The organism is Labrenzia sp. THAF191a (assembly GCF_009363335.1).
Taxonomy (GTDB): domain Bacteria; phylum Pseudomonadota; class Alphaproteobacteria; order Rhizobiales; family Stappiaceae; genus Roseibium; species Roseibium algicola.
Map to the genome: position 1 here is coordinate 5,346,424 of NZ_CP045333.1, position 21,183 is coordinate 5,367,606.

The following is a 21,183-nucleotide window of genomic DNA, read 5'->3' on the forward strand; positions in this document are numbered from 1 at the left end:
TTTGTCATTCGTGCAGATTACTTCTGCGGCTCGTACCAGCTCGCCAGACCGTCCTGCAGCTTCTTGCCAAGTGCCTCAGGCGTTTCCGTACCCTTGATAGCGGCAGCGGATGCGCCCCAGGTTTCGTTTTCCAGGTTCGGCGTGCCGCGGGACAGGATCTGGTAGGTGGACCTGATGGTGCTTTCACACTCGCCGCGCCAGCTGGCGAATTCCTTCGCAAGCGGATCTTCCAGTTCAACCGGCGTCTTGGACAGCGGGAAGAAGCCCGGCAGAGCGTTGCCGAAGATGGTGGCGAATTCAGGAGAAGCCACCCAAGCCAGGAATTCCTTGGCCTGTTCGGGATGTTCGGTCTTGGCGTTCATGCCGATGCCGATGTCGGTATGATCGGAGATGTAGCACTTGTCGCCAGCGTTGCGGAGCGGCGGCTTGAAAGCACCCATTTCGAAATCGGCCTGGGTGTTGAAGCCCGAAATTTCCCAGCTGCCGGCCGGATAGACCGCTGCACGGCCAAGCGTGAAGATGTTCTGACTGTCCGGATAGGTCTGGGCCTCGTAGCCATCGCCAAGGTAAGGTGCCCATTTTGCCAGCGTGGCGTAAGGAGCAACCCACTGCTCGTCAGTGAGCTTCTGCTCGCCGGCGATCAGAGCCTTGCGGCCTTCCTCACCCTTCCAGTAGTTCGGGCCGATGTTGTTGTAGCCCATGGTGGCCGCTTCCCACTGGTCATTGGTGCCCATGGCCATCGGGATATAGGTGCCGTCTTCCTTGATCTTGTCGAGAGCGGCGAAGAACTCTTCCTCGGTCGTCGGGACTTCGATGCCCAGTTCGTTGAAAGCATCCTTGTTGTAGATGAAGCCGTGGATCACGGCAGCCATCGGCACACAGAAGCTTGCCGAGCCGTCGTCCGTCTGCCAGGCAGCCTTGGCAACGTCTGAGAAGTTGTTCATGGCGTCCATGTCGGACAGATCCGCCAGGTGTCCGGCATCATAAAGCGCCAGGGAGGCGTCGAACGGACGGCAGGTGATCAGGTCGCCCGCGGAGCCGGCATCAAGCTTGGAGTTCAGTACGGCATTGTATTCTGTCGGTGCGGACGGGGTGAATTTCACCTTGATGCCCGGATGCGAGGCTTCAAAAGCCGGAATGATCTTTTCCTGCCACAGCGCCAGATCGTCGTTGCGCCAGCTTTCGATCGTCAGCGTGACATCTTCAGCAAAAGCCGTCGACGTAAAGAGCGCAGTGCTGGCCATCGCCAGAGCTAGAATATTGCGTTTCATAAGACACCTCCGAAAAGTTCCATCCATTGCTGGACGTTCAAAATTGTCCGCTCACGGCGTTGGAGCCCGTCCCGCTTCCCGGCGCGGCCGGCCCTAATGGGACCTTCCGTTGCCATTCGCGTTTTTGTTTTACCGCCAGATACAGAACAATATGCGCCGGAGAGCTTCAGCCCTCCTGCTCATTTCATATAATACCTATTTGATACCACTTGTCGACCTATTAGTTTGAAATCGTGAAAATCATTTTTCACAGGCCGAATCGCCCATTCGCGCAGCTTATTGGTATTATATTGGATTTATTTTTTCGACCTTTCAGGCTCAGAGGTATTGTTTCGCCACGTTCAGCAAACGCCGAAACCCGGCGGATTTCCGCCTGTCCGGTATTGTCTTGTAAATAACTGGCATTACTCCAGCCGGAACAAATGTTTTGGCCCTCGTGCGAGCTGGTTTCCACACATGCCTGTCCTGCACGGTCGCGGGAGCTGTTCAGTCGAGGCCCCGCTTCAGAGATCAGGCATAACAATCTGTTTTTTAAAAGAAATCAGAACCTGCCACTTGAAACTGGCCTCTACACCCAGACCCGTTTTCCGAAACCGACCCGGGCAACAGCGCACTTGAATGGTTGCGATTGAAAAAGAAATGGCGGATGCCGCCTGTACCGCTGCGTCTTCCACAGTACAGCCCAAACAACTCGCTCTTCCCGGAGCGCAACAGTCGCACCGGCTCACGCCACCACGTTACCACCTGCCCTAACTGCCATCCTTTGCCGATCAGGGCAGCGCCCCAACCGGGCAGGCCTAATCCTTGTCGAACAGGAAATAGTCGGGCCACAGATCCTGAAAGGTGTCGATATCGATCTGCAGCTTGTTGAGATGGTTGTTCATATTGGCAACCGCCGCATCTGCATCGCCATTTTCGATCGCTTCCAGAACAGCGGCATGTTCGCCGACGATCAGCTGCATCCGGCCTTCCTGCGGCAGCGTCAGCCTGCGATAGCGCTCCACCTGCAGCCTGATCTTCTCGATCATATTCCAGATGCCCGGGTAACCGCTGGCTGCGGCGATACCGGAATGAAAGGCATTGTCCGCCTCATGGAAGGCCTGTTCGTCGCCTTTGTCGGCCAGTTCCTGCTCGCGCTGGACTATCGCCCGCAGCCCCATCAACTGGCTCTTGCTCGCCTTCATCGTGGCTTCGCGAACGCAGACTTCCTCCAGCGCTTTCCTCGCGACGATGGCCTCGCGCAATTCGGAAACGGGGATCCTGGCAACGAAAGTGCCGGACTTCGGGAAAACGTCGACAAGGTTCTCTTCCGCCAGCCGCAAGATCGCCTCGCGAACCGGTGTTCGGCTGATGCCGTATTTTTCGGTCAGGTCTTTTTCCGCCAGCGGCGATCCGGGTGGCAGCGTGACATTTATGATCGCGTTGCGCAGGTCCTGGTAGACGATTTCCGAGTTGCGGGCCGCCCGTCTGGCGGTCCCGGAAGCAGCACCGCGTGGGGGTGCATTTTTCGCTCTCGGCTTGCGCGTCTTGCCTCCGGCAGAAGGCGTTTCATCCAGTGATACGGCCATCGTCTTTCCTGAAACCAAGAGGTTCGAAGATGCAGCTTAACGGAGCCTATCTGCTTCGAATCTCTACAGTTTCTCCCCCTCTTTTCCGGTTTACTAGCAATCCAGCAAAGGGATGACCAGCCGAATTCGTTTGCATTCTTACAATATGTCATATACGTAAAATAACTTGTATACCAGTTATACAAGATAGGCCGATTGAGTGGAGGAGCTCGACCCCGGCCGACGGGAGGACAGACATGATTGGAAGAACGATGAAGCGCGGCCTTCTGGCCGCCGCGATGACACTTGCCCTGGCTGGACATTCCTGGGCCGCGGACCTGAAATGGGCGCATGTCTATGAGGAAGGATCCAGCTACCACAAATGGGCGCTGTGGGCCGCAGACCAGATCAAGGAAAAAACGGATGGCCGCGTGACCATCTCGGTCTACCCGGCCTCGTCACTTGGCAAGGAAGCAGAGATCAATGAAGGCCTGACCATCGGGTCCGTCGACATGATCTATACCGGGCCCAACTTCGCCGAACGCGACTACGGTCCGATCGCCATTTCCGACTATCCCTTCATGCTGAAGAACTATGATCACTGGAAGGCCTATCGGGACAGTGACCTCTTCAGCGACCTTTCCAATGGCTACAAGGAAGCGACCGGTCACACGGTGATGGCCATCACCTGGTATGGCTACCGCCATGTGACATCCAAGTTCCCGATCACCAAACCGGACGACATGAAGGGTCTGAAGATCCGCGTGCCGGATTCGCCGCTGATGGTGCTGTTCCCGAATGCGGTTGGCGCCAACCCGACACCGATCGCCTTTTCCGAAGTGTATCTGGCGTTGCAGCAGGGCGTTGTCGACGCCCAGGAAAACCCTCTGCCGACGATCAAGTTCAAGAAGTTCTACGAGGTCCAGTCCAACATCAATCTGACCGGCCATATCGGCAATTCGCTGATCATCGTCGTTTCCGAAAACGCGATGGGGCAGCTTGGTGACGATGCGGCCACCGTGGACGCTGTTCTGAAGGAAGCCGCCGCGCAGAATGCGGACGAGATCTATCAGTCGGAACAGGATCTTGTGCAGTGGTTCGTTGATCAGGGCATCCAGATAAACGAAGTCGACAAGGCCGCTTTTCAGGCTGCTGTCGAGCCGATCCTGACCGATGAATCCAAGGTTCCCTATACCCAGGAACACTACGAGCGGATGCAGGCTCTCGCTCAATGACGCAAAGCAACGATGCCGTGGCTGACCAAACGAAACAGGCCACCGCACAAACGGAGCAAGGGCGCGCAGACGGCGCGCCCGAACTGCTTCACTTTGACGAGACCGAAACCGACCTCAGCGCGCTCAAATGGATCGATGCCCCCGGCATTCTGGTCTTCTGGGTCCTTGCCGTGGTCGTTTTCCTCCAGTTCTTCACTCGCTATGTGCTGAACGATTCCCTCGCGTGGACCGAGGAAGTGGCCCGTTATCTGCTGATCCTGGTCTGCTTTCTTGGCGCAATCACCGCGACCCGGCGTGGTGCGCATATCACGCTCGAGTTTCTGATGCGCATGGTGCCGCCGCGTCTTGCGAAAGCTCTGACTGTTCTGTCCCAGACGATCACGCTCGGCTTTTTCGCTTCCATGACCTGGATCGGTATCGAACTGACCCAGAAAACCCGGCAGAAGATGATTTCCCTGCCAATCCCGAAGGCATGGATCTACACGATCTGCGTCGTCGCTCTCGGACTGATGGCGTTCTACTCGGCCATCTGGCTGTGGCGCCGCCTTCGCCAAAGCCCCGAAGACCTCGTCCGCTCGCTGGACGACCACCTGCCAACCGATTGAAGAGTTTTCGCCGATGGCCGTCCTGTTCATGATGATGCTGCTGTTCGCCCTGATGATCATCGGGGTGCCGGTTGCAGCCGCCCTCGCCCTTGCCTCGCTCGCCTTCGTGCTGATGGAAGGCCTGCCGCCGATGATCGTGCTGGCAAACATGGTCAACGGCATTAATTCGTTTCCGCTTATCGCGGTTCCCTTCTTCATTCTTGCAGGCAACCTGATGAACTCTGCAGGCATCACGACCCGCATCTTTGCCTTCGCCCGCGCGGCGGTCGGCTGGATGCACGGCGGACTGGGTCACGTGAATGTCGGCGCGAGTGTCATCTTTGCCGGCATGTCAGGGGCCGCCGTGGCGGACGCGGGCGGTCTCGGCAACATCGAGATCAAGGCCATGCGGGACAGTGGCTACGATACGGATTTTGCGGTCGGCATCACAGCTGCCTCTTCCACTATCGGGCCGATCATTCCTCCGTCTTTGCCGCTGGTTATCTACGGCGTCATCGCGGACGCTTCCATCGGACAGCTTTTCATGGCCGGCATCGTTCCCGGCCTGATGATGGCACTGGCCCTGATGGTGATGGTTGCCTGGTACTCCCGGCAGAGGAATTATCCGCGCGATCTCAATTTCCGCTTTTCGCGGCTTGGCCAGACCTTTCTCCATGCCCTGCTTCCCCTCATGACACCGACGATCATTATCGGCGGCATCATGTTCGGTATTTTCACTCCGACGGAAGCGGCGATCGCCGCCGTCGCTTGGTGCATTTTTCTGGGTGTCGGCGTCTATCGGACGCTGAATTTCAGAAAGATCCTCAAGGTTTCCTTCGAGACGGTGGAGACTACCGCAGCCATCATGCTGATCGTGGCCGCCTCCACGATTTTCGCCTGGATCCTGACGGCCAATCAGACAGCACGCCACTTTTCCGAGCTGATGGTGGCATTGACGGACAACAAGGTCGTTCTGCTACTGATCATCACGCTGATCGTGCTGGTGATCGGCCTGTTCATGGAAACAATCGCCGCCATCACCATTCTGACGCCGGTGCTGCTTCCGGTAGCTGTCGGCCTGGGTATCGATCCGGTGCATTTCGGGATCATCATGATCCTGAACCTGATGATCGGCCTTCTGACGCCGCCTGTCGGCATGGTGCTTTACGTGCTTTCAAAAGTGGCGCAAGTGCCTTTCGAGCGATGCGTGACGGCAACGGCTCCCTTCCTCGTCCCGCTGATCACGGTGCTGCTGCTGCTGACCTTCGTTCCGGCCTTTTCGATGTGGCTGCCGACACTGGTCTTTCGGTAGGCGCAAATCGGCTCAATTTTCGGAAGTGCGGTTCACATCCATTTACCGGTGCCGTGTTTGACTGTGCCAATATTCCGCGAGGGAATTTGTGGCACAGCTAGGGGGCCGGAATGTTCGACAGGTTGGCTTTTTCTTTTGCGGCATTCGCAGCCGTCACTTTGACGCTCGACGGCGTTTGCGCCCAGTCCACGGAACCGGTGTTCTACCCGGGAACGAACGAGGGTCTGTTTCTGATCGTCACCGACATCCACTTCGACCCGTTCAGTGATCCAGCCCTCGTGCCGGCCCTGGACAAGAGCCCAGTCTCCGGGTGGACAGATATTTTCAAGGGGGCTGCCGAAAGCATCAAGAGTTACGGCAATGATGCCACCTACTCGCTGATGGTCTCCGCCCTGGATGCGGCGGCGGCCCAAGGCATGTCCTACGACTACGTGCTTTATACCGGCGACTACCTGAGCCACCACTTCAATGACGCCTACCAGAAGACAGCGGGCGACAGTCCGCAGGGTGTGACCTTGTTTGCCATCAAGACCACGCAATATGTTTCCCAGCTTCTGGGCGACACCTTCGGCGACATCCCGGTCTATGGCGTTCTGGGCAACGAGGATTCAGCCTGCGGTGACTACCAGCTCGCCCCCGACAGTGCATTTCTTGAAGGTGTCGGCGAGCAGTGGGCGAAGCTGAGCCGTCAACCGGGCGGATTCCAGGCGTTCAAGCACGACGGTTTCTACAAAGTTACCCATCCAACGGTGCCGGATCAGGACATCATCGCCCTCAGCAACGTCTACTGGGCAAAACACTATTCGGATGCCTGCAATACCAATGGTGGCGATCCCGGAAAGGACGTCATGACCTGGCTGGATGAGCAGCTTGCCGTGACGCAGCAGGCCGGCCGCAAGGCCCAGCTACTGATGCATGTTCCACCAGGCGCCGATGCCCGCGACACGGCGCGCCATGCAGACAAGGGGATGTGTGAGGCAAGTATCCATCTCTTCTGGCAAGAGCATTACCTCACGGAGTTTCTGGAGCTGATGTACAAATATGCGGGCACCGTCGACTACACATTTTCCGGCCACACGCATATGGACGGCTTCACTGTCATCAACGATGCATCGGGCGAACCGCTGATTGCGAACCAGATAACGGCATCGGTCAGCCCTGTCTTCGGCAACAACCCGGCCTTTGCAGTCTTTCTATACGACAAGACCAGCGGCACGGTGAAGGACTCGGCGACGTTCTATCTGACGAACCTCGAAGCTGCCGCCGCCGGTGCAAAGCCGGACTGGCAGCTTGAATATGGCTACCGCTCCACCTATGCGGTTCCGGACCTTTCCGCCGCCAGCCGGGCCTCGCTGGCCAAGACGCTTCAGAACGACGAACCACTGCGCCAGCGGTTCAGCGATCTCTATGCCGTCCAATCAGCGACCCCGGAAATCGATCCTGTCAATTGGCAGGCATATGGCTGCGCGCTCGATGCCACCAGCCCTGAAGCCTACAAAGCCTGCCTCTGCAGCAGCAACTGACCGTGCGAGTACCTTTTACTCAGCCTGAGCAAGCGAGGGGTTGAGTTCCCCACGCACTCAGGCTGCCAGGCGCCGGCCTTCAGCATCGAACAGATGTGTCTTGTCCAGATCCAGCGCGATGCCGACCGGATCACCGGATTTCAGCGCGAAATGTCCGTGCTCGCGCACCAGGACCTGACCGATACCCGGCACACTTGCGTGAATGTTGGTGTCCGAGCCCAGGTGTTCGACCAGTTCGGCCGTTCCGGAAATATGAGCGACGTCCTGGGCGACGATGTTGAGATGTTCCGGACGGACCCCCAACTCCCTTGCAGCTGCTTGCCCGTTGCTCAACCCAAGGCCGAGGCTGGCGCCGTTCTTCAGCGCAACGCCACCTTCCTTCGGTTCGATATCGAGGATGTTCATGGTCGGAGACCCGATGAACTGGGCAACGAACTTGTTGGCAGGGGTGTCGTACAGCTCCAGCGGCGTGCCGACCTGCTGGATGTCGCCCGCATTCAGGACCACGATCCTGTCAGCCAATGTCAGGGCTTCCACCTGGTCGTGGGTCACATAGATCATCGTCGACTTCAGACGCTGGTGCAGCCGGGCGATTTCCAGGCGCATTTCGACACGCAGTGCCGCATCGAGATTGGAAAGCGGTTCATCGAACAGGAAGGCGCTGGGATCACGGACGATTGCTCGCCCCATGGCGACACGCTGGCGCTGTCCGCCTGAAAGTTGCTTGGGCAGGCGTGCAGTCAGATTGCTCAGGCCGAGTGTCCTGGCAGCTTCCTGCACCTTGTTTACCCGCTCCTCGTTTGCCGCTTTGCGGATTTCCAGCGAGAAGCCCATGTTCCGCGCCACATCCATATGCGGATAAAGCGCATAGGACTGGAAAACCATGGCCATGTCACGGTCACGGGGCGGCACTTCGTTCATGCGTTTGCCGTCTACCGTGAAGTCGCCTCCGGAAATCGGTTCCAGGCCGGCAATCATGCGCAGCAGCGTGGACTTGCCGCAGCCGGACGGGCCGACCAGCACGATGAATTCGCCATCATCGATGGAGAGATTGATATCGCGCATCACCTCGACGGAGCCATAGGCCTTGGCGATGTTCTTGAGTTCGATACGAGCCATGGTCTGGGTCTCCTACCCTTTGACGGCGCCAGAGGTGAGCCCCTGGACCAGATAGCGCTGGATGAAGATGAAGAACAGACAGGACGGCACCAGTGCGAGCACGCCGGCGGCCATCATCTGCCCCCAGTCGACAGAGAACTTCGAAACGAAAGTCAGAAGCCCGACGGGGAAGGTCATGGTGTCGTTGGAGTTGATCAGCATGAGCGCGAAGAGCAGCTCGCTCCAGGCGGCGGTAAAGACGAACCCTAGCGTCGCCCCAAGCCCCGGAAGCGTCAGCGGCAGGATGATTTTCCTGAGCGCTTCGAAGCGGCTGCAACCGTCAATCATGCCGGCCTCCTCCAGATCCTTCGGAATGCCGTCAAAGAAGGACTGCATCAGGAAGGTGGCGAAGGGAATGTTGAAGGCCGTGTAGACGATGATCAGGCTGGTAAGCGAGTTCAGCAGACCGATCGCCGCAACGATCTTGTAGATCGGGGCAATGATCATCAGAAGCGGAAACATCTGGGTGATCAGCATCAGGGCGATGATCAGCCGTTTGCCGCGAAAATCGAACCGCGAGAAAGCGTATCCGGCAGCCGCCGCAATCGCCGTGGTGATGGCCGCGGTGCCAATGGACACGATCACACTGTTCTTGAAATAGGACAGGAAATCCGTTGCGATCAGAACAGTCTGGAAATTCTCGAAGGTAAACTCGCTCGGAAAGAGCGCCGTCCCTTCCGTGAAGATCAGCTTGTCCGGCGTGATCGCGATCTTGACGAGCCAGTAGAGCGGGAAAAGCGCAAAGGCGACGTAAAACCCCAGAGCCAGATATTTTCCAGTAACCGCCAGAGGCGAGCTATTACGAAGCGCACTCATCGAAGCACCTCAGATCTTGACCAGTTTCCGGCGCAGCACCAGCAGGATTGCCGCATAGATCAGCAGCAGGCCCAGGAGCGCGACCGCGATTGCGGAGGCATAGCCGAAATCGAGTTTCCGGAAGGCTGTTGTGAAAATGTAGGTCGACAGGATCTGCGTCGAGTTTGCAGGTCCGCCGCCGGTCATGACGAAGATGAGATCGGCGAAATTCGCGATCCAGATCGTCCTCAGCATGACGGTGATTGCGATCATCGGTGCCAGGAACGGCAGCGTGATCTTGGTGAAGGTCTGCCAGGCGGTCGCGCCGTCGATTTCCGCAGCCTCGTAAAGTTCGCCCGGGATGGACTGCAGCGCAGCCAGCAGCGTGATGGCGAAGAAGGGAATGCCGAACCAGACGTTTGCGGTCACAGGTCCCCACATGGCGAGGTCCTTGTCACCCAGGATGTTGAAAGGCTCCGAAAGGATTCCGAGAGCAGCCAGCCAGTGTGGCAGTGGTCCGATGGTCGGGTTGAAGAGCCAGGCCCAGGTGAGAGCCGACAGGAACGTCGGTACGGCCCAGGGCAGAAAAACCAGTGCCTGAACAATGCGCTTGCCGTGGAACTGTGTGTTCAGCAGCATCGCGAGGCCAAGACCCAGGAAGAACTGGAAGAAAATCGACCCGAGTGTCCACCAGAACGTGTTGGTGAGCGCCAGCCAGAACTTCCGGTCAGACCACAGGGCCTCGAAGTTGGCAAAGCCGACCCAGCCCGACTGGAACGGGCGCAGCAGGTTGACAGCCTGGAAGGCATAGGAAACGCCGATCACCAGTGGCACCAGCATCACCAGGGCAATCAGCACGATTGCCGGGGTCAGGTAGAGATAAGGCTCCACCATGTAACGGAAGTAGAAGGTGGGCCGAGCCCGGGATTTTTTCCCGGGCACGGCAGTGTCGATCGTGGTCATTGCGCGGCTTTCCAGCGGCCATATTCTTCCGTCAGGAACTCGGCCCATTTGTCGGCCACTTCCTGAGCGGAGATTTCACCCAGGAGGGCTTCCTGGCTGGATTCCAGGGCGATGGAGTCCGCGAAGTAACCGAACTGCTCCAGATAGGTCGGCATGACCGTCGGGATGTACTGGTCGCCGTTCAGGGTGTCGAACCAGCCCTTGAACTGCTCGGTCTTGAAGTACGGATCCTGCTCGGCACCTTCATGGATCGGAATGACGCCAACGCGCTTCGCCCATTCCTTGTTGGTTTCCGGGCTGGACAGATGCGCAATCAGTTTCCAGGAAAGGTCTTCGTTGCTGGTCGTGTCGAACATCGCCCAACCGGCGAAACCGATTGTCGGGAAGGCCTTGCCGGCCGGACCGACAGGCATCGGAACCACAGCGAAGTCTTCCGGCGCCATACGCTCGGCAACCGCGATCAGCGCATCCGGGTCCTGATCGAGGAACGCACAGGTTCCCGAATAGAAGCCGGCCACGATCTCGTTGAAGCCCCAGCTGACGGAATCCTTCGGGGCATAGCCCTTCTGGTACATGTCGATCAGGAACTGGATGCCTTCGACGGAACCCGGCTGGTTGAGCGTGCTCTTGCCATCCGCGTCAAAGAAGGTGTTGTCCCCGTTCATGGTGGCGGCCATCATGATCCAGCCGTTGAGCCCACCAGGTCCGCCCCGGAGACAATATCCGTATTTTCCGTCCAGTTCGGAAACGGCCTTGGCCGCATCCATGAATTCCGCCATCGTGCTCGGCGGATTTTCGACACCGGCTTCGGCCAGCAGTTTCTTGTTGTAGAACATGGCACGCAGATAGAAGCCGTAAGGGATCAACCGTGCGGTCTTGCCGTCAGTCTGACGGCCCATGTCCAGGGTCTTCTGGGTCAGCGTACCGCCATATTCCCAACCGGCGATCTTGTCGTTCAGATCGACCAGCCTGTCCTTGTAGATCCCCGCCCAGCGGTCCGGCATTTCAACGACATCGGGAATGTCGCCACCGGCCACCATGGTTGCCAGCTTTTCAAAGGCCTGGCCCCAGGGCAGCGAGACGATTTCAACTTCCGTGCCCGGGTTGGCAGCCTCGAAGGCGTCCACTTGCTTCTGTAGTACTTCCGTGCGCTCCGGGCTGGTGATCACTTCCACCAGCTTCAGGGTTTCCGCGCTCGCTGCCGAGCCTGCCAGAAACGCCAATGCGCTAATTGCTCCTATCAGTCCCCTCATGGTTCAACTCCGCTTCTTTCAGGTTTGGTTTGAATTGCGCCGTCTTATGTCCGGGCGCTTTTGCTCAGGGCCGCCTCGAAGTCGGCCCAAAGATCGTTGGGGTCTTCCAACCCCAGGCTGAGGCGTACGATCCGGTCGGATACGCCAAAGCGTTGCATTGAATTCTGCTCACCGGCCTGGTTGAGGCCGATGCGTGTCGGCAGGATCAGGCTTTCGAAACCACCCCAGCTGACACCAAGGCGGAACAGCTTCAGGCTGTCGGCAAGGTTCGGGATGTCGACGTTGTCGTTCAGCGCAACGGACAACAGGCCCGAGCGGCCAGTCAGACCGGGCACGATGTTCGGACCGGGCGAATGCACCGCGCTGACATGCGGGTGGCTCGCCAGCCGGTCAACAAACAGGTTCGCGGTCGCCTGATGCTGGCGCATGCGCGGGCCGAGGGTGCGCAGTCCCCGGGTCAGCAGGAAAGCCTCGAATGGCGCAAGCTTGCCGCCGAGCAACGGCAGGGTCAGGTCCCGGATCCGGTCGATCAGGTCCTGGCGTGCCACCACCACACCGGCAACCGTGTCGGAATGGCCGGACAGGTACTTGGAGGCAGAATGCAGAACGATGTCGATGCCGAGGGTCAGTGGACGCTGGAAAAGCGGTGTTGCCCAGGAGTTGTCGATAACGGTGATCGTGCCGTGCTTTTTGGCATGTGAGGCGACAACTCCGAGATCCAGCGTCTTGAAGACGACGGAGGTCGGGCTTTCCAGATAGGCGAGCTTCACGCCCTTGAGCAGATCCGGATCCGACTGGAACTCCTCAATTGAATGATAGGTAACCCCGACGCCAAACGGGCGCAGCATACGCTCGAACAGGCGATACGCGTCCGGATAAACATGTTCGATGCAGGCAATGCGGTCACCCGGCTTGACGAAGGCAAGAACGGTGGAGGAGACCGCTGCCATGCCGGACGCAAAACCGACAGCAGCTTCGCCCTCTTCCGCCTGGGCCATCAGCTTTTCAAAGGCAGCCACAGTGGGGTTCTGAACCCGTGTGTAAAGCGGCTCGTTGGAGCGGCCCGCCATTCGGTCTTCGAAAGCCTTGTAGTTGTCGAAGGTGAAGAGAGACGTCTGCACGATCGGCGGCGCCACAGCCCCCCCTGTCTCGGCAGCAGCCGCCAGCAGCGTCTCGATCGAATATCCACCCGGCACAGCGTCAGCCATCGTGTTCCTCTGAAATTTTCTGGGTTTCGGCGCAGACCATGTCGATGATCATCTCGGTCAGTTCCGCTGCCTTGTCCTCGTCACCGGCGATGATCGCGTCGGCAAGCGGGCGGTGCAGCGGGATGGTGTCTTGGCCGAGATGCGGCTTGCCGAACGGTGTTTCGTAAATGTCGTGAAAGGCTTTCTGGATCTGTTCGATGAACTGTCTGAACAGGGGATTGCCGGTCGCATCGTGAACGGCGTTGTGAAACCGGTGGTCGGCCGGGCGCCAGTCTTCACCGGCTTCGAACACAGCCATCAGTTCCGCCGCCCGGGCATTGATGATGCGGCGCTGTTCCGGCGTTGCGGATCTCGTTGCGATACGCACCGACTCGATTTCCAGAGGCCGTCGAACCTGCTGCATTCGCAACAGGCTCTCGGCTTCATGTTTGATGGTGAGGGCCACGCGCAGTGTATTGGTTGATATTTCCGCGATGAGCCTTGTGCCGGCTCCTTTGTTGCGGCTGACGACACCCATGCTTTCCCAGGTCTTGAGCGTCTCGCGAATGGTCGACCTGCCAAAGCCGAGACGGCGCACAAGCTCCAGTTCCGGCGGCAGACGATCTCCGATCTTGAGGCCTTCCTGCTCGATGAGGCTGATCAGGGCTCGCGGCACATCCCGCGGCTCACTCGCTGCTGCAGACCCCGTTTCCGGTTTCGGCTGTTGTGCATTTTCCGGCATGGACAGATGTCGACCTTCTTTGTTTGCCATCTCACGTTACCACTTTGTCTGACATTGTAAACACTTTGTCTGACATAATTTTCAGTCAAAGCGCTATCCCGTTTAAACAATTGTTTTATTGAGTGAATTTATAATCTCGCGAAGAACATCAGCCACCGCAGCTCCACGCCTCTCACAACAATCACACTCACCATCGTCATCCCGGCCAAGCAACGCGCGAGCCGGGATCGGGGAGCCGCTGGCGACGGCGGTGGCCCGCCTCCTATCGACAGGCCTCAGCTTCCCCGATCCAGGGTCTGCGCTACGCTTCGTACGGGAAGACGAAATCGAGGTGGGAGATTGTCCCGGAGACGGCCTGTCGCGGAGGCTGTAAACAAAAGCCCGGCACGAGGTGCCGGGCTATAGATAGCGCAACAGAAATATTCTCTGCCGGTCAGCCGACCTGGGCGGTTGCCTCGATCTCGATCAATGCATCGTCCTCGATGAGCCCGGCCACCACGACGACCGACATGGCCGGGAAGTGCCGCCCCATCACCCTGCGGTAGGCTTCACCGACTTCTCTCTGCCGGGCAAGATATTCGCGTTTGTCTGTAATGAACCATGTCAGGCGAGCGATGTCGGTCACGGCTCCACCGGCAGCCTCGACAATGGCCACAATGTTGGCAAGCGTCTGTTCCATCTGGCCGACGAAGTCACTGGTTTCAAAGACCTGGTCCTTGTTCCAGCCGATCTGGCCGCCGATATGGAGCGTCTTGCCCTCCGTCAACATGCCGTTTGCATAGCCTTTTGCCGGGGCCCAGCCGTCGGGTTGAATGCTTTTGACCGTCATTGATCCTGACTTTCCTTGTCTTCCGGATCAGCTGAAAATCAATCCGACTGGATTGAACTCTCAAGGCTGATCGCTCCCTACCTGTTGAACCGGTGGGCGCTCAAGCGAGTGCCGACTGGTCCAGAAATCGTTGTTTTACCTGTTCCGGCCATGGCTCCGGTTTGCCACTGCTGTCCACGTTGACGATGGTCAGTTCGGTCTGGAAGCGCACCTCGCCATCGCATTGCGCGCTGATTGCGATGCCGCAACTGGTCCGGCCAACCTTGGTCACGTTCAAGCCGAGCACCAGAAGATCGCCTAGTTTGCTCGGAGCCATGAAACGCGTGCGGATTTCCGCAGTCGGTACGGCTCCCACCTTGTGAATGTCCTTGAACGGCCATTCGACGACCTTGTCGAAAAAGGCTTCGACACAATCGTTCATCATCTCGAAATAGCGGGGATAGAAGACAATTCCCGCCGGATCGCAATGCTTGAACAAGATGGATTGCTCGAACCGGAACATCACTTAAACCCCGATATACTTGGCAGTGACGTCGTCGGTCAGGGCATCAATGCCGCCAGTCCAGACGGATGTGCCGCGTTCCAGGATCGTCGCCCGGTCGCAAACCTGGCGCAGTTCCTTGATCGACTTGTCGATGACGAGGATCGCGAGCCCCGTATCCGCCTTCAGCTGACGGACTACCGCCCAGATTTCCTGGCGGATGACAGGGGCCAGGCCTTCGGTCGCTTCGTCCAGAATCAGCAGCTTCGGGTTGGTCATCAGGGCTCGGCCAATAGCAAGCATCTGCTGTTCGCCACCCGACAGCGAACCCGCTCGCTGGCCGCGCCGTTCACCAAGCCGCGGAAACATGCCGATGACGCGTTCGAAGGTCCAGTCGCCGCGCCGTGCCGCCGCGATCAGGTTTTCCTGAACGCTCAAGGTGCTGAAACAGCGACGGCCTTCCGGAACAAGGCCCAGTCCCAACCTGGCAGCCTTGTGGCTCGGCAGGCGGGCAAGGTCATGACCGGCAAATGTTAGCGAGCCTTGCGCGGAGAGCATCCGGCAAATGCATTTGACTGTGGTCGACTTGCCCATGCCGTTGCGGCCGAGCAGTGCCAGCACTTCGCCCTCGCCGATTTCCAGATCCACGCCGAAAAGTGCCTGGCTGGCGCCATAGGAGGCCGTCACGTTGGACAGTGTCAGAAGACTGCTCATGCTTCGTCTCCCAGGTAAGCTTCCTTGACGGCGGCGTTGGATCGGATTTCATCGACCGTGCCGGTGGCGATCACCTCGCCGTACACCAGCACACTGATACGGTCTGCCAGCGAAAAGACCGCGTCCATGTCGTGTTCGACGAGAAGGATCGGCGCTTCGTGCCGGAGCTGATCGAGAAAACCGGTAAGCAGCTTGGAGCCTTCAGAGCCCATGCCTGCCATGGGTTCATCCATGACAAGTGCCTTTGGTTTCTGCGTCAGCGCAACGGCCACTTCCAGTTGACGGCGCTGACCGTGACTAAGCTCCGCAGTACGCATGCGTGCCTGGTCCAACAGACCGACACGGTCGAGCGCTTCCTCGGCGGTTTCACGCAAGGAGGTGTCCCTGGTCACGTTGGAGAAGAACCTCCAGGGCCGGCCGCTGGCGCCCAGTGCCCCGAGCAGAACGTTCTGGAGAACCGTGTCTTCCATGGCCAGCGAGGAGATCTGGAAGGTTCGCCCAAGGCCGGCACGGGCACGGGCGCGTGTCGGCTGATGCGTGACATCCCTGCCCAGCAGGCGAACCGACCCGGCATCAGGCCGCAGGGTTCCGCAAATCTGCCCGATCAGGGTGGACTTGCCCGCACCATTGGGACCGATGATCGCGTGGATCTCTCCAGGCTTCAGGTCGATGGAAATGTCACGGCTGGCTCGCAAGGCGCCAAAGCTCTTGGAAATGCCGTTTGTTTGCAGGACAGCATCAGTCATGAACAGCCTCCCGTCCGCAAATCATGCCGATCACACCGCCCTTGCCGAAGAGCACGATGACCAGAAGCAACAGCCCCAGATAGATGTGCCAGAAGTCGCTCAAGGCTCCGAGCCAATGCTCCAGCGCGACGAAGACCAGCGCGCCGACCACAGGCCCGAAAAGCCGGCCGACGCCACCGATGATGATGAAGATCATGATCTCGCCACTGGTCTGCCAGCTGAACATCGTCGGACTGACGAAGCGGTTCAGGTCGGCAAACAATGCTCCCGCGAGACCCGTGATGGCGCCGGAAACAACGAAGGCAACGAGCTTCAGCCGCACCGGGTCCAGACCCGCAGTCTCCACACGAACGGGAACCTGCCGGGCAGCATTGAGAGCAAGGCCAAAGGGAGACCCCGACAGCCGCCATGCAAACAGCAGCACAAGGCACAAAAGCCCCAGGCAAAGCCCGTAGAACTGGATTGGGTCCAGCGTATTGAGCCCCGGAAACCCGTTGCGGACATAGATCGACAGTCCGTCCTCTCCGCCATATTCCGCCCAGGAAATGGCAAAGAAGAAGAACATCTGACCAAAGGCCAGCGTGATCATGATGAAGTAGACCCCTGCCGTTCTCAAGGACAGGATCCCGATCACCAGCGCAGCCAGGGAAGACACCACGACGGCCACAAGCCAGATCACCGGCATGGACTTCGTGCCTTCGATCAGGAACGGCCATTCGGTGAGCGCGGTATAGTTCTGGGCATGGTAGGCGAGGATACCCATGGCATAACCGCCGAGGCCGAAGAACACCGCGTGACCGAGACTGACCAGCCCGCCAAGGCCGAGCGCGATGTTGAGGCCAACGGCCGCGATCGCAAAGACGACGGCACGCGTCATCAGGGTGATGGTGAAGGGTTCTTCCGCCGAGATCGCCCAGAACGGGATAGCGACGAAGAGCGCCAGCGTCAGCGCATTGAGATAGCGTTCCCGGATCATGCGCGCGCTCCGAACAGACCGGCAGGACGCAGGATCAGCACCGCAGCCATGAGGATATAGATCGCCATGGAGGCGAGCGAGGATCCGACGGACGTGGCTGTCGACGGATCGAGGAACAACTTCAGGATTTCCGGCAGGAAGATGCCACCGAGCGTATCGGTCAGTCCGACCAGGATCGCGCCCACAAGCGCCCCCTTGATGGAGCCGATGCCGCCGATGACGATGACGACGAAAGCCAGGATCAACACCGGTTCCCCCATGCCGACCTGCACCGACTGGATGGCACCGACCAGGGCGCCGGCAAGACCTGCCAGAGCAGCGCCAAGCGCGAAAACGATGGTATAGAGCCGCGCAATGTCGATGCCGAGGGCCGCGATCATCTCGCGGTCATTTTCCCCTGCCCTGATCTGGACACCGAGACGCGTTCTGGAAATCAGCATCCAGAGACCAAGCGCCACGGCAAGCCCGACGGCAATCAACGTCAGCCGGTAGAGAGGATATTCGATGCCGCCCGGCAACGTGACCGGACCGGACAGGAATTCCGGCACGTCGAGAAACAGCGGAAAGGAACCGAAGATCCAGCGCGTTCCTTCGGAGAAGATCAGGATCAGCGCAAATGTCGCCAGCACCTGATCCAGATGATCCTTGGCGTAAAGCCGGCGGATGACCACCAACTCGACCAAGGCGCCCGCGATGGCAGCACCGGCAAGTGCCGCCACGAGGCCCAGCAGAAACGATCCGGTTGCAGCCGCAACAGCCGCCGCGCAGAACGCCCCGATCATGTAAAGCGAACCATGGGCAAGGTTGATCAAACCCATGACGCCGAAGATCAAGGTCAGCCCGGCGGCCATCAGAAACAGCATGATGCCGAATTGCAGGCCGTTCAGAACCTGCTCTATGAGCAATATCAGTGACATGAGTACCCCGCCCCTTTGGCCGGCGCGGTTTCCCGCACCGGCTTTTGGGTCAATACCTTACATGTTGCACTCGGACCAGTAGGCATCCGCATGGCTGGTCAAAGCCTTGCCGATGATCTTGTTGGTGTAGACGTCACCTTCCTTGATGACTTCGCGGACGTAGATGTCCTGGATCGGGTGATGGTTCGGGCCGAACTTGAAGCCGCCACGGGTGGAAGCGAAATCAGCTTCTTCCAGCGCCGTGCGGAAAGCGTCGGCGTCCTTCACGTCAGCCTTGGCCATGGCCGACAGCAGCAGGTTGGCGGTATCAAAGCCCTGCGAAGCGTAAAGCGACGGCAGGCGGCCGTACTCGGCCTGGAAGCTCTCAACAAAGGCCTTGTTGGCCGGGGCGTCGATGTCCTTGCTCCACTGGCTGGTGTTCTTGACGCCGAGCGCCGCATCGCCAACAGCCTGCAGAATGCCCTGATCAAAGGAGAAAGCAGGTCCGATTACCGGCAGGTCGACACCGGAATCCTTGTACTGCTTCAGGAAGGAGATCCCCATGCCGCCCGGCAGGAAGAAATAGACACTGTCTGCACCGGAAGCACGGATCTGCGCGATTTCAGCCGCGTAGTCGGTCTGACCCAGCTTGGTGTAGATTTCGCCCGCGAACTCGCCCTTGTACATGCGCTTGTAGCCGGTCAGCGCGTCCTTGCCGGCCGGGTAGTTCGGCGCAAGCAGGAAGCTGTTCTTCAGGCCTTCGAAATTGGCATAGGCGCCGGCAGCTTCATGCAGGTTGTCGTTCTGCCAGGCGACGTTGAAATAGTTCGGGTGGCAGCCCTTGCCGGCCAGTGCGGACGGGCCTGCGTTCGGCGACAGGTAGAACTTGCCCTGCGCGGTTGCGGACGGCACCACGGCCATCGCGAGGTTCGACCAGATGATACCGGTCAGGACGTCCACCTTTTCCGACTGGATCATCTTGTCGGCCAGCTGCACGGCGATGTCCGGCTTCTGCTGATCATCCTCGATTACCACTTCCAGATCCGTGTTGCCGGCCTGTTTAACAGCCAGCATGAAACCGTCGCGCACATCGATGCCAAGGCCTGCACCACCACCAGACAGCGTGGTAATCATGCCGACCTTCACCGGTTCCGCGTTGGCGCTGGAAAGGCCGAGTGCGAGAGCGGCTGCGGCCGCCATTGTTACAAATTTCATATGCTGCTCCTCTTGGTCTTGTGACCTGCTATTCCCATTCGGTTTTTTAGTTTGGACCGCCGTGCTTCGTTTTTGCGGCACGGTCAGCAAGGGGCTTGTCGTTTTAGTGTCCCGCGTGCCCCACGCGAGGGTCTGGTCAGGCGTCCGGACGCAGCCGGAAGCGCTGGATCTTGCCGGTTTCTGTTTTCGGCAAGGCATCTGCAAAGATGATCGAGCGTGGATACTTGTAAGGTGCGATCGTCGCTTTAACGTGATCTTTCAATGCCTTGGAAAGGTCGTCTGAGGCTTCGTGCCCAGCTGCAAGAACCACATGGGCCTGCACGATGGAGCCGCGCTCCTCATCCGGCGCACCGATGACGGCACATTCCTGGACAGCAGGGTGCGCAAGCAGTGCCGCTTCCACTTCCGGGCCGGCAATGTTGTAGCCGGCGGAGATGATCATGTCGTCATTGCGGGCGGCAAAGTGCAGGTGGCCGTCCTCGCTCATGGAAAAGCTGTCACCGGTGATGTTCCAGCCATCCATCACGTACTGCCCCTGGCGATCGTCCGCCAGATAGCGACATCCGGTAGGACCGCGAACCGCAAGACGCCCCACTTCACCCGGAGCGACGTCCTTGCCGTCCTGATCGAGGATCCTGACTTCGTATCCGGAAACGGGTTTTCCGGTGCAGGCAGGCTTGTGGTCGTCGAAGCGGTTGGAAATGAAGATATGCAACATCTCCGTGGCGCCGATCCCGTCCAGCATGGGCTTGCCGGTCTTGGCCATCCAGGCGTCATAAACGGGACCCGGCAGAGTTTCACCGGCGGAGACCGCAGCGCGCAGCGAGGAAAGGTCAGCCCCCTCCTCCATGGCCTGCAGCATCACGCGATAGGCGGTCGGTGCGGTGAAGCAGACGGTTGCCTTATATTTCTCGATGATCTCGATCATGTTCGGCGGCGTCGCGCTTTCCAGTAGCGTGGCTGCAGCGCCGAACCGCAGCGGGAAGATTGCAAGCCCCCCAAGACCGAAAGTGAAGGCCAAGGGAGGTGAGCCGACGAAGACATCCTCCGGTGTGACACCCAGAACTTCCTTGGCATAGCCGTCGGCAATGATCAGCAAATCCCGGTGGAAGTGCATCGTGGCCTTGGGCGTGCCAGTGGAGCCGGACGTGAAGCCCAGCAGGGCGACGTCATCGCGTCCGGTCGGGACAGCGTCATAGAGCACGGATTTTTCCAGCGCGAGCCGGTCCAGCTCCGCATCATGGTTCGACGTGCCGTCGAAGCCGATCACCTTCTTCAGGAAGGATGATGTCTTGGCACAGGCGACCATCTCGTCCATGAGACGCGTATCGCACAGTGCGAACTCGATTTCCGCCTTGTCGACGATCTTGGAAAGTTCGCCCGCGCGCAGCATGGGCATCGTGTTGACGACAACGGCACCGGCCTTGGTTGCGGCGAGCCAGCAGGCGACCATTGCCGGGTTGTTGGCGGAACGGATAAGCACCCGGTTGCCCGGCTTCACACCAAGATCTTCGGTGAGTGCATGCGCCAGCCGGTTGGTCCAGTCCGCAAGTTCCTTGTAGGTTCGGCGGCGGCCATTTCCGATCAGAGCGGTGTGATCCCCCAGTCCCTGTTCCACCATCCTGTCGGTAAGCTCAACGCCTGCATTGAGACGTTCGGGATACTGAAACCCATCGAGCAGGAAATCGGGCCAGCTGTCTTCCGGCGGCAGGTTGTCCCGGGTAAAGGTATCGACGTGTGCGGAGGGACCAAGCAT

General features: G+C 59.0%; 20 protein-coding genes. 4 read left to right on the forward strand and 16 right to left on the reverse strand.

Translation table 11 applies throughout. The features are described from left to right. Window positions 1-17 precede the first annotated feature (17 nt). Together FIV05_RS24580 and FIV05_RS24585 are read right to left on the reverse strand one after the other, a co-directional pair. A complete protein-coding gene (locus FIV05_RS24580; protein ID WP_022997635.1) occupies window positions 18-1,271 on the reverse strand; it encodes an ABC transporter substrate-binding protein in 1,254 nt (417 codons plus the stop codon). 797 nt (window positions 1,272-2,068) lie between these two features. After that, entirely contained in the window at window positions 2,069-2,839 is a 771-nt protein-coding gene (locus FIV05_RS24585; protein ID WP_152511324.1) for a GntR family transcriptional regulator, read from the reverse strand. A 236-nt stretch (window positions 2,840-3,075) separates the two neighbouring features. Between FIV05_RS24585 and FIV05_RS24590 the strand changes: the two genes are divergently transcribed. From FIV05_RS24590 to FIV05_RS24605, 4 genes are all read left to right on the forward strand, one after another. Beyond that, a complete protein-coding gene (locus FIV05_RS24590) occupies window positions 3,076-4,053 on the forward strand; it encodes a sialic acid TRAP transporter substrate-binding protein SiaP (protein WP_152511325.1) in 978 nt (325 codons plus the stop codon). Between the two features lie 17 nt (window positions 4,054-4,070). After that, window positions 4,071-4,658: a TRAP transporter small permease gene (locus FIV05_RS24595; protein ID WP_173013934.1), complete on the forward strand. Its 588-nt coding sequence runs from the start codon at window positions 4,071-4,073 to the stop codon at window positions 4,656-4,658. Between the two features lie 13 nt (window positions 4,659-4,671). Next, entirely contained in the window at window positions 4,672-5,949 is a 1,278-nt protein-coding gene (locus FIV05_RS24600; protein ID WP_152511326.1) for a TRAP transporter large permease, read from the forward strand. 110 nt (window positions 5,950-6,059) lie between these two features. After that, on the forward strand, window positions 6,060-7,472 hold the full coding sequence (locus tag FIV05_RS24605) for a metallophosphoesterase (protein ID WP_152511327.1): 1,413 nt from the start codon (window positions 6,060-6,062) through the stop codon (window positions 7,470-7,472). A 57-nt stretch (window positions 7,473-7,529) separates the two neighbouring features. Here FIV05_RS24605 and ugpC read toward each other — a convergent pair whose 3' ends face one another. The 14 genes from ugpC to FIV05_RS24675 form a co-directional block, all read right to left on the reverse strand. Further along, window positions 7,530-8,591 carry a sn-glycerol-3-phosphate ABC transporter ATP-binding protein UgpC gene (gene ugpC, locus FIV05_RS24610; protein WP_152511328.1) on the reverse strand — a complete coding sequence of 354 codons (1,062 nt, stop codon included), beginning with the start codon at window positions 8,589-8,591 and terminating at the stop codon, window positions 7,530-7,532. Between the two features lie 12 nt (window positions 8,592-8,603). Beyond that, window positions 8,604-9,446, reverse strand: a complete 843-nt coding sequence (locus tag FIV05_RS24615; RefSeq protein WP_152511329.1) for a carbohydrate ABC transporter permease — start codon at window positions 9,444-9,446, stop codon at window positions 8,604-8,606. A gap of 9 nt (window positions 9,447-9,455) precedes the next feature. Then, entirely contained in the window at window positions 9,456-10,319 is an 864-nt protein-coding gene (locus FIV05_RS24620) for a sugar ABC transporter permease (RefSeq protein ID WP_228148102.1), read from the reverse strand. Window positions 10,320-10,384: 65 nt separating this feature from the next. After that, complete coding sequence (locus FIV05_RS24625; protein WP_152511330.1) at window positions 10,385-11,641, reverse strand: sugar ABC transporter substrate-binding protein; 1,257 nt, start codon at window positions 11,639-11,641, stop codon at window positions 10,385-10,387. Between the two features lie 44 nt (window positions 11,642-11,685). Beyond that, on the reverse strand, window positions 11,686-12,849 hold the full coding sequence (locus tag FIV05_RS24630; RefSeq protein ID WP_075284477.1) for an aminotransferase class I/II-fold pyridoxal phosphate-dependent enzyme: 1,164 nt from the start codon (window positions 12,847-12,849) through the stop codon (window positions 11,686-11,688). Beyond that, on the reverse strand, window positions 12,842-13,600 hold the full coding sequence (locus tag FIV05_RS24635; protein ID WP_022997647.1) for an FCD domain-containing protein: 759 nt from the start codon (window positions 13,598-13,600) through the stop codon (window positions 12,842-12,844). Before FIV05_RS24635 ends, FIV05_RS24630 begins: the two co-directional genes overlap by 8 nt. A gap of 403 nt (window positions 13,601-14,003) precedes the next feature. Continuing rightward, window positions 14,004-14,399, reverse strand: coding sequence for a RidA family protein (locus tag FIV05_RS24640; protein WP_022997649.1), 396 nt, complete (start codon window positions 14,397-14,399; stop codon window positions 14,004-14,006). A gap of 100 nt (window positions 14,400-14,499) precedes the next feature. Next, on the reverse strand, window positions 14,500-14,901 hold the full coding sequence (locus FIV05_RS24645; protein WP_152511331.1) for a thioesterase family protein: 402 nt from the start codon (window positions 14,899-14,901) through the stop codon (window positions 14,500-14,502). A 3-nt stretch (window positions 14,902-14,904) separates the two neighbouring features. Beyond that, the gene (locus FIV05_RS24650) at window positions 14,905-15,594 is read right to left on the reverse strand and encodes an ABC transporter ATP-binding protein (RefSeq protein WP_152511332.1); all 690 of its coding nucleotides are present in this window, start codon (window positions 15,592-15,594) and stop codon (window positions 14,905-14,907) included. Continuing rightward, on the reverse strand, window positions 15,591-16,340 hold the full coding sequence (locus FIV05_RS24655; protein WP_152511333.1) for an ABC transporter ATP-binding protein: 750 nt from the start codon (window positions 16,338-16,340) through the stop codon (window positions 15,591-15,593). Before FIV05_RS24655 ends, FIV05_RS24650 begins: the two co-directional genes overlap by 4 nt. Beyond that, window positions 16,333-17,316 carry a branched-chain amino acid ABC transporter permease gene (locus tag FIV05_RS24660; protein WP_022997653.1) on the reverse strand — a complete coding sequence of 328 codons (984 nt, stop codon included), beginning with the start codon at window positions 17,314-17,316 and terminating at the stop codon, window positions 16,333-16,335. The genes FIV05_RS24655 and FIV05_RS24660 overlap by 8 nt, the downstream gene beginning before the upstream one ends. Continuing rightward, the gene (locus FIV05_RS24665; protein ID WP_022997654.1) at window positions 17,313-18,233 is read right to left on the reverse strand and encodes a branched-chain amino acid ABC transporter permease; all 921 of its coding nucleotides are present in this window, start codon (window positions 18,231-18,233) and stop codon (window positions 17,313-17,315) included. The genes FIV05_RS24660 and FIV05_RS24665 overlap by 4 nt, the downstream gene beginning before the upstream one ends. 57 nt (window positions 18,234-18,290) lie before the next feature. Next, a complete protein-coding gene (locus FIV05_RS24670) occupies window positions 18,291-19,427 on the reverse strand; it encodes an ABC transporter substrate-binding protein (RefSeq protein ID WP_152511334.1) in 1,137 nt (378 codons plus the stop codon). Between the two features lie 136 nt (window positions 19,428-19,563). Next, window positions 19,564-21,183, reverse strand: a complete 1,620-nt coding sequence (locus tag FIV05_RS24675; protein WP_152511335.1) for an AMP-binding protein — start codon at window positions 21,181-21,183, stop codon at window positions 19,564-19,566.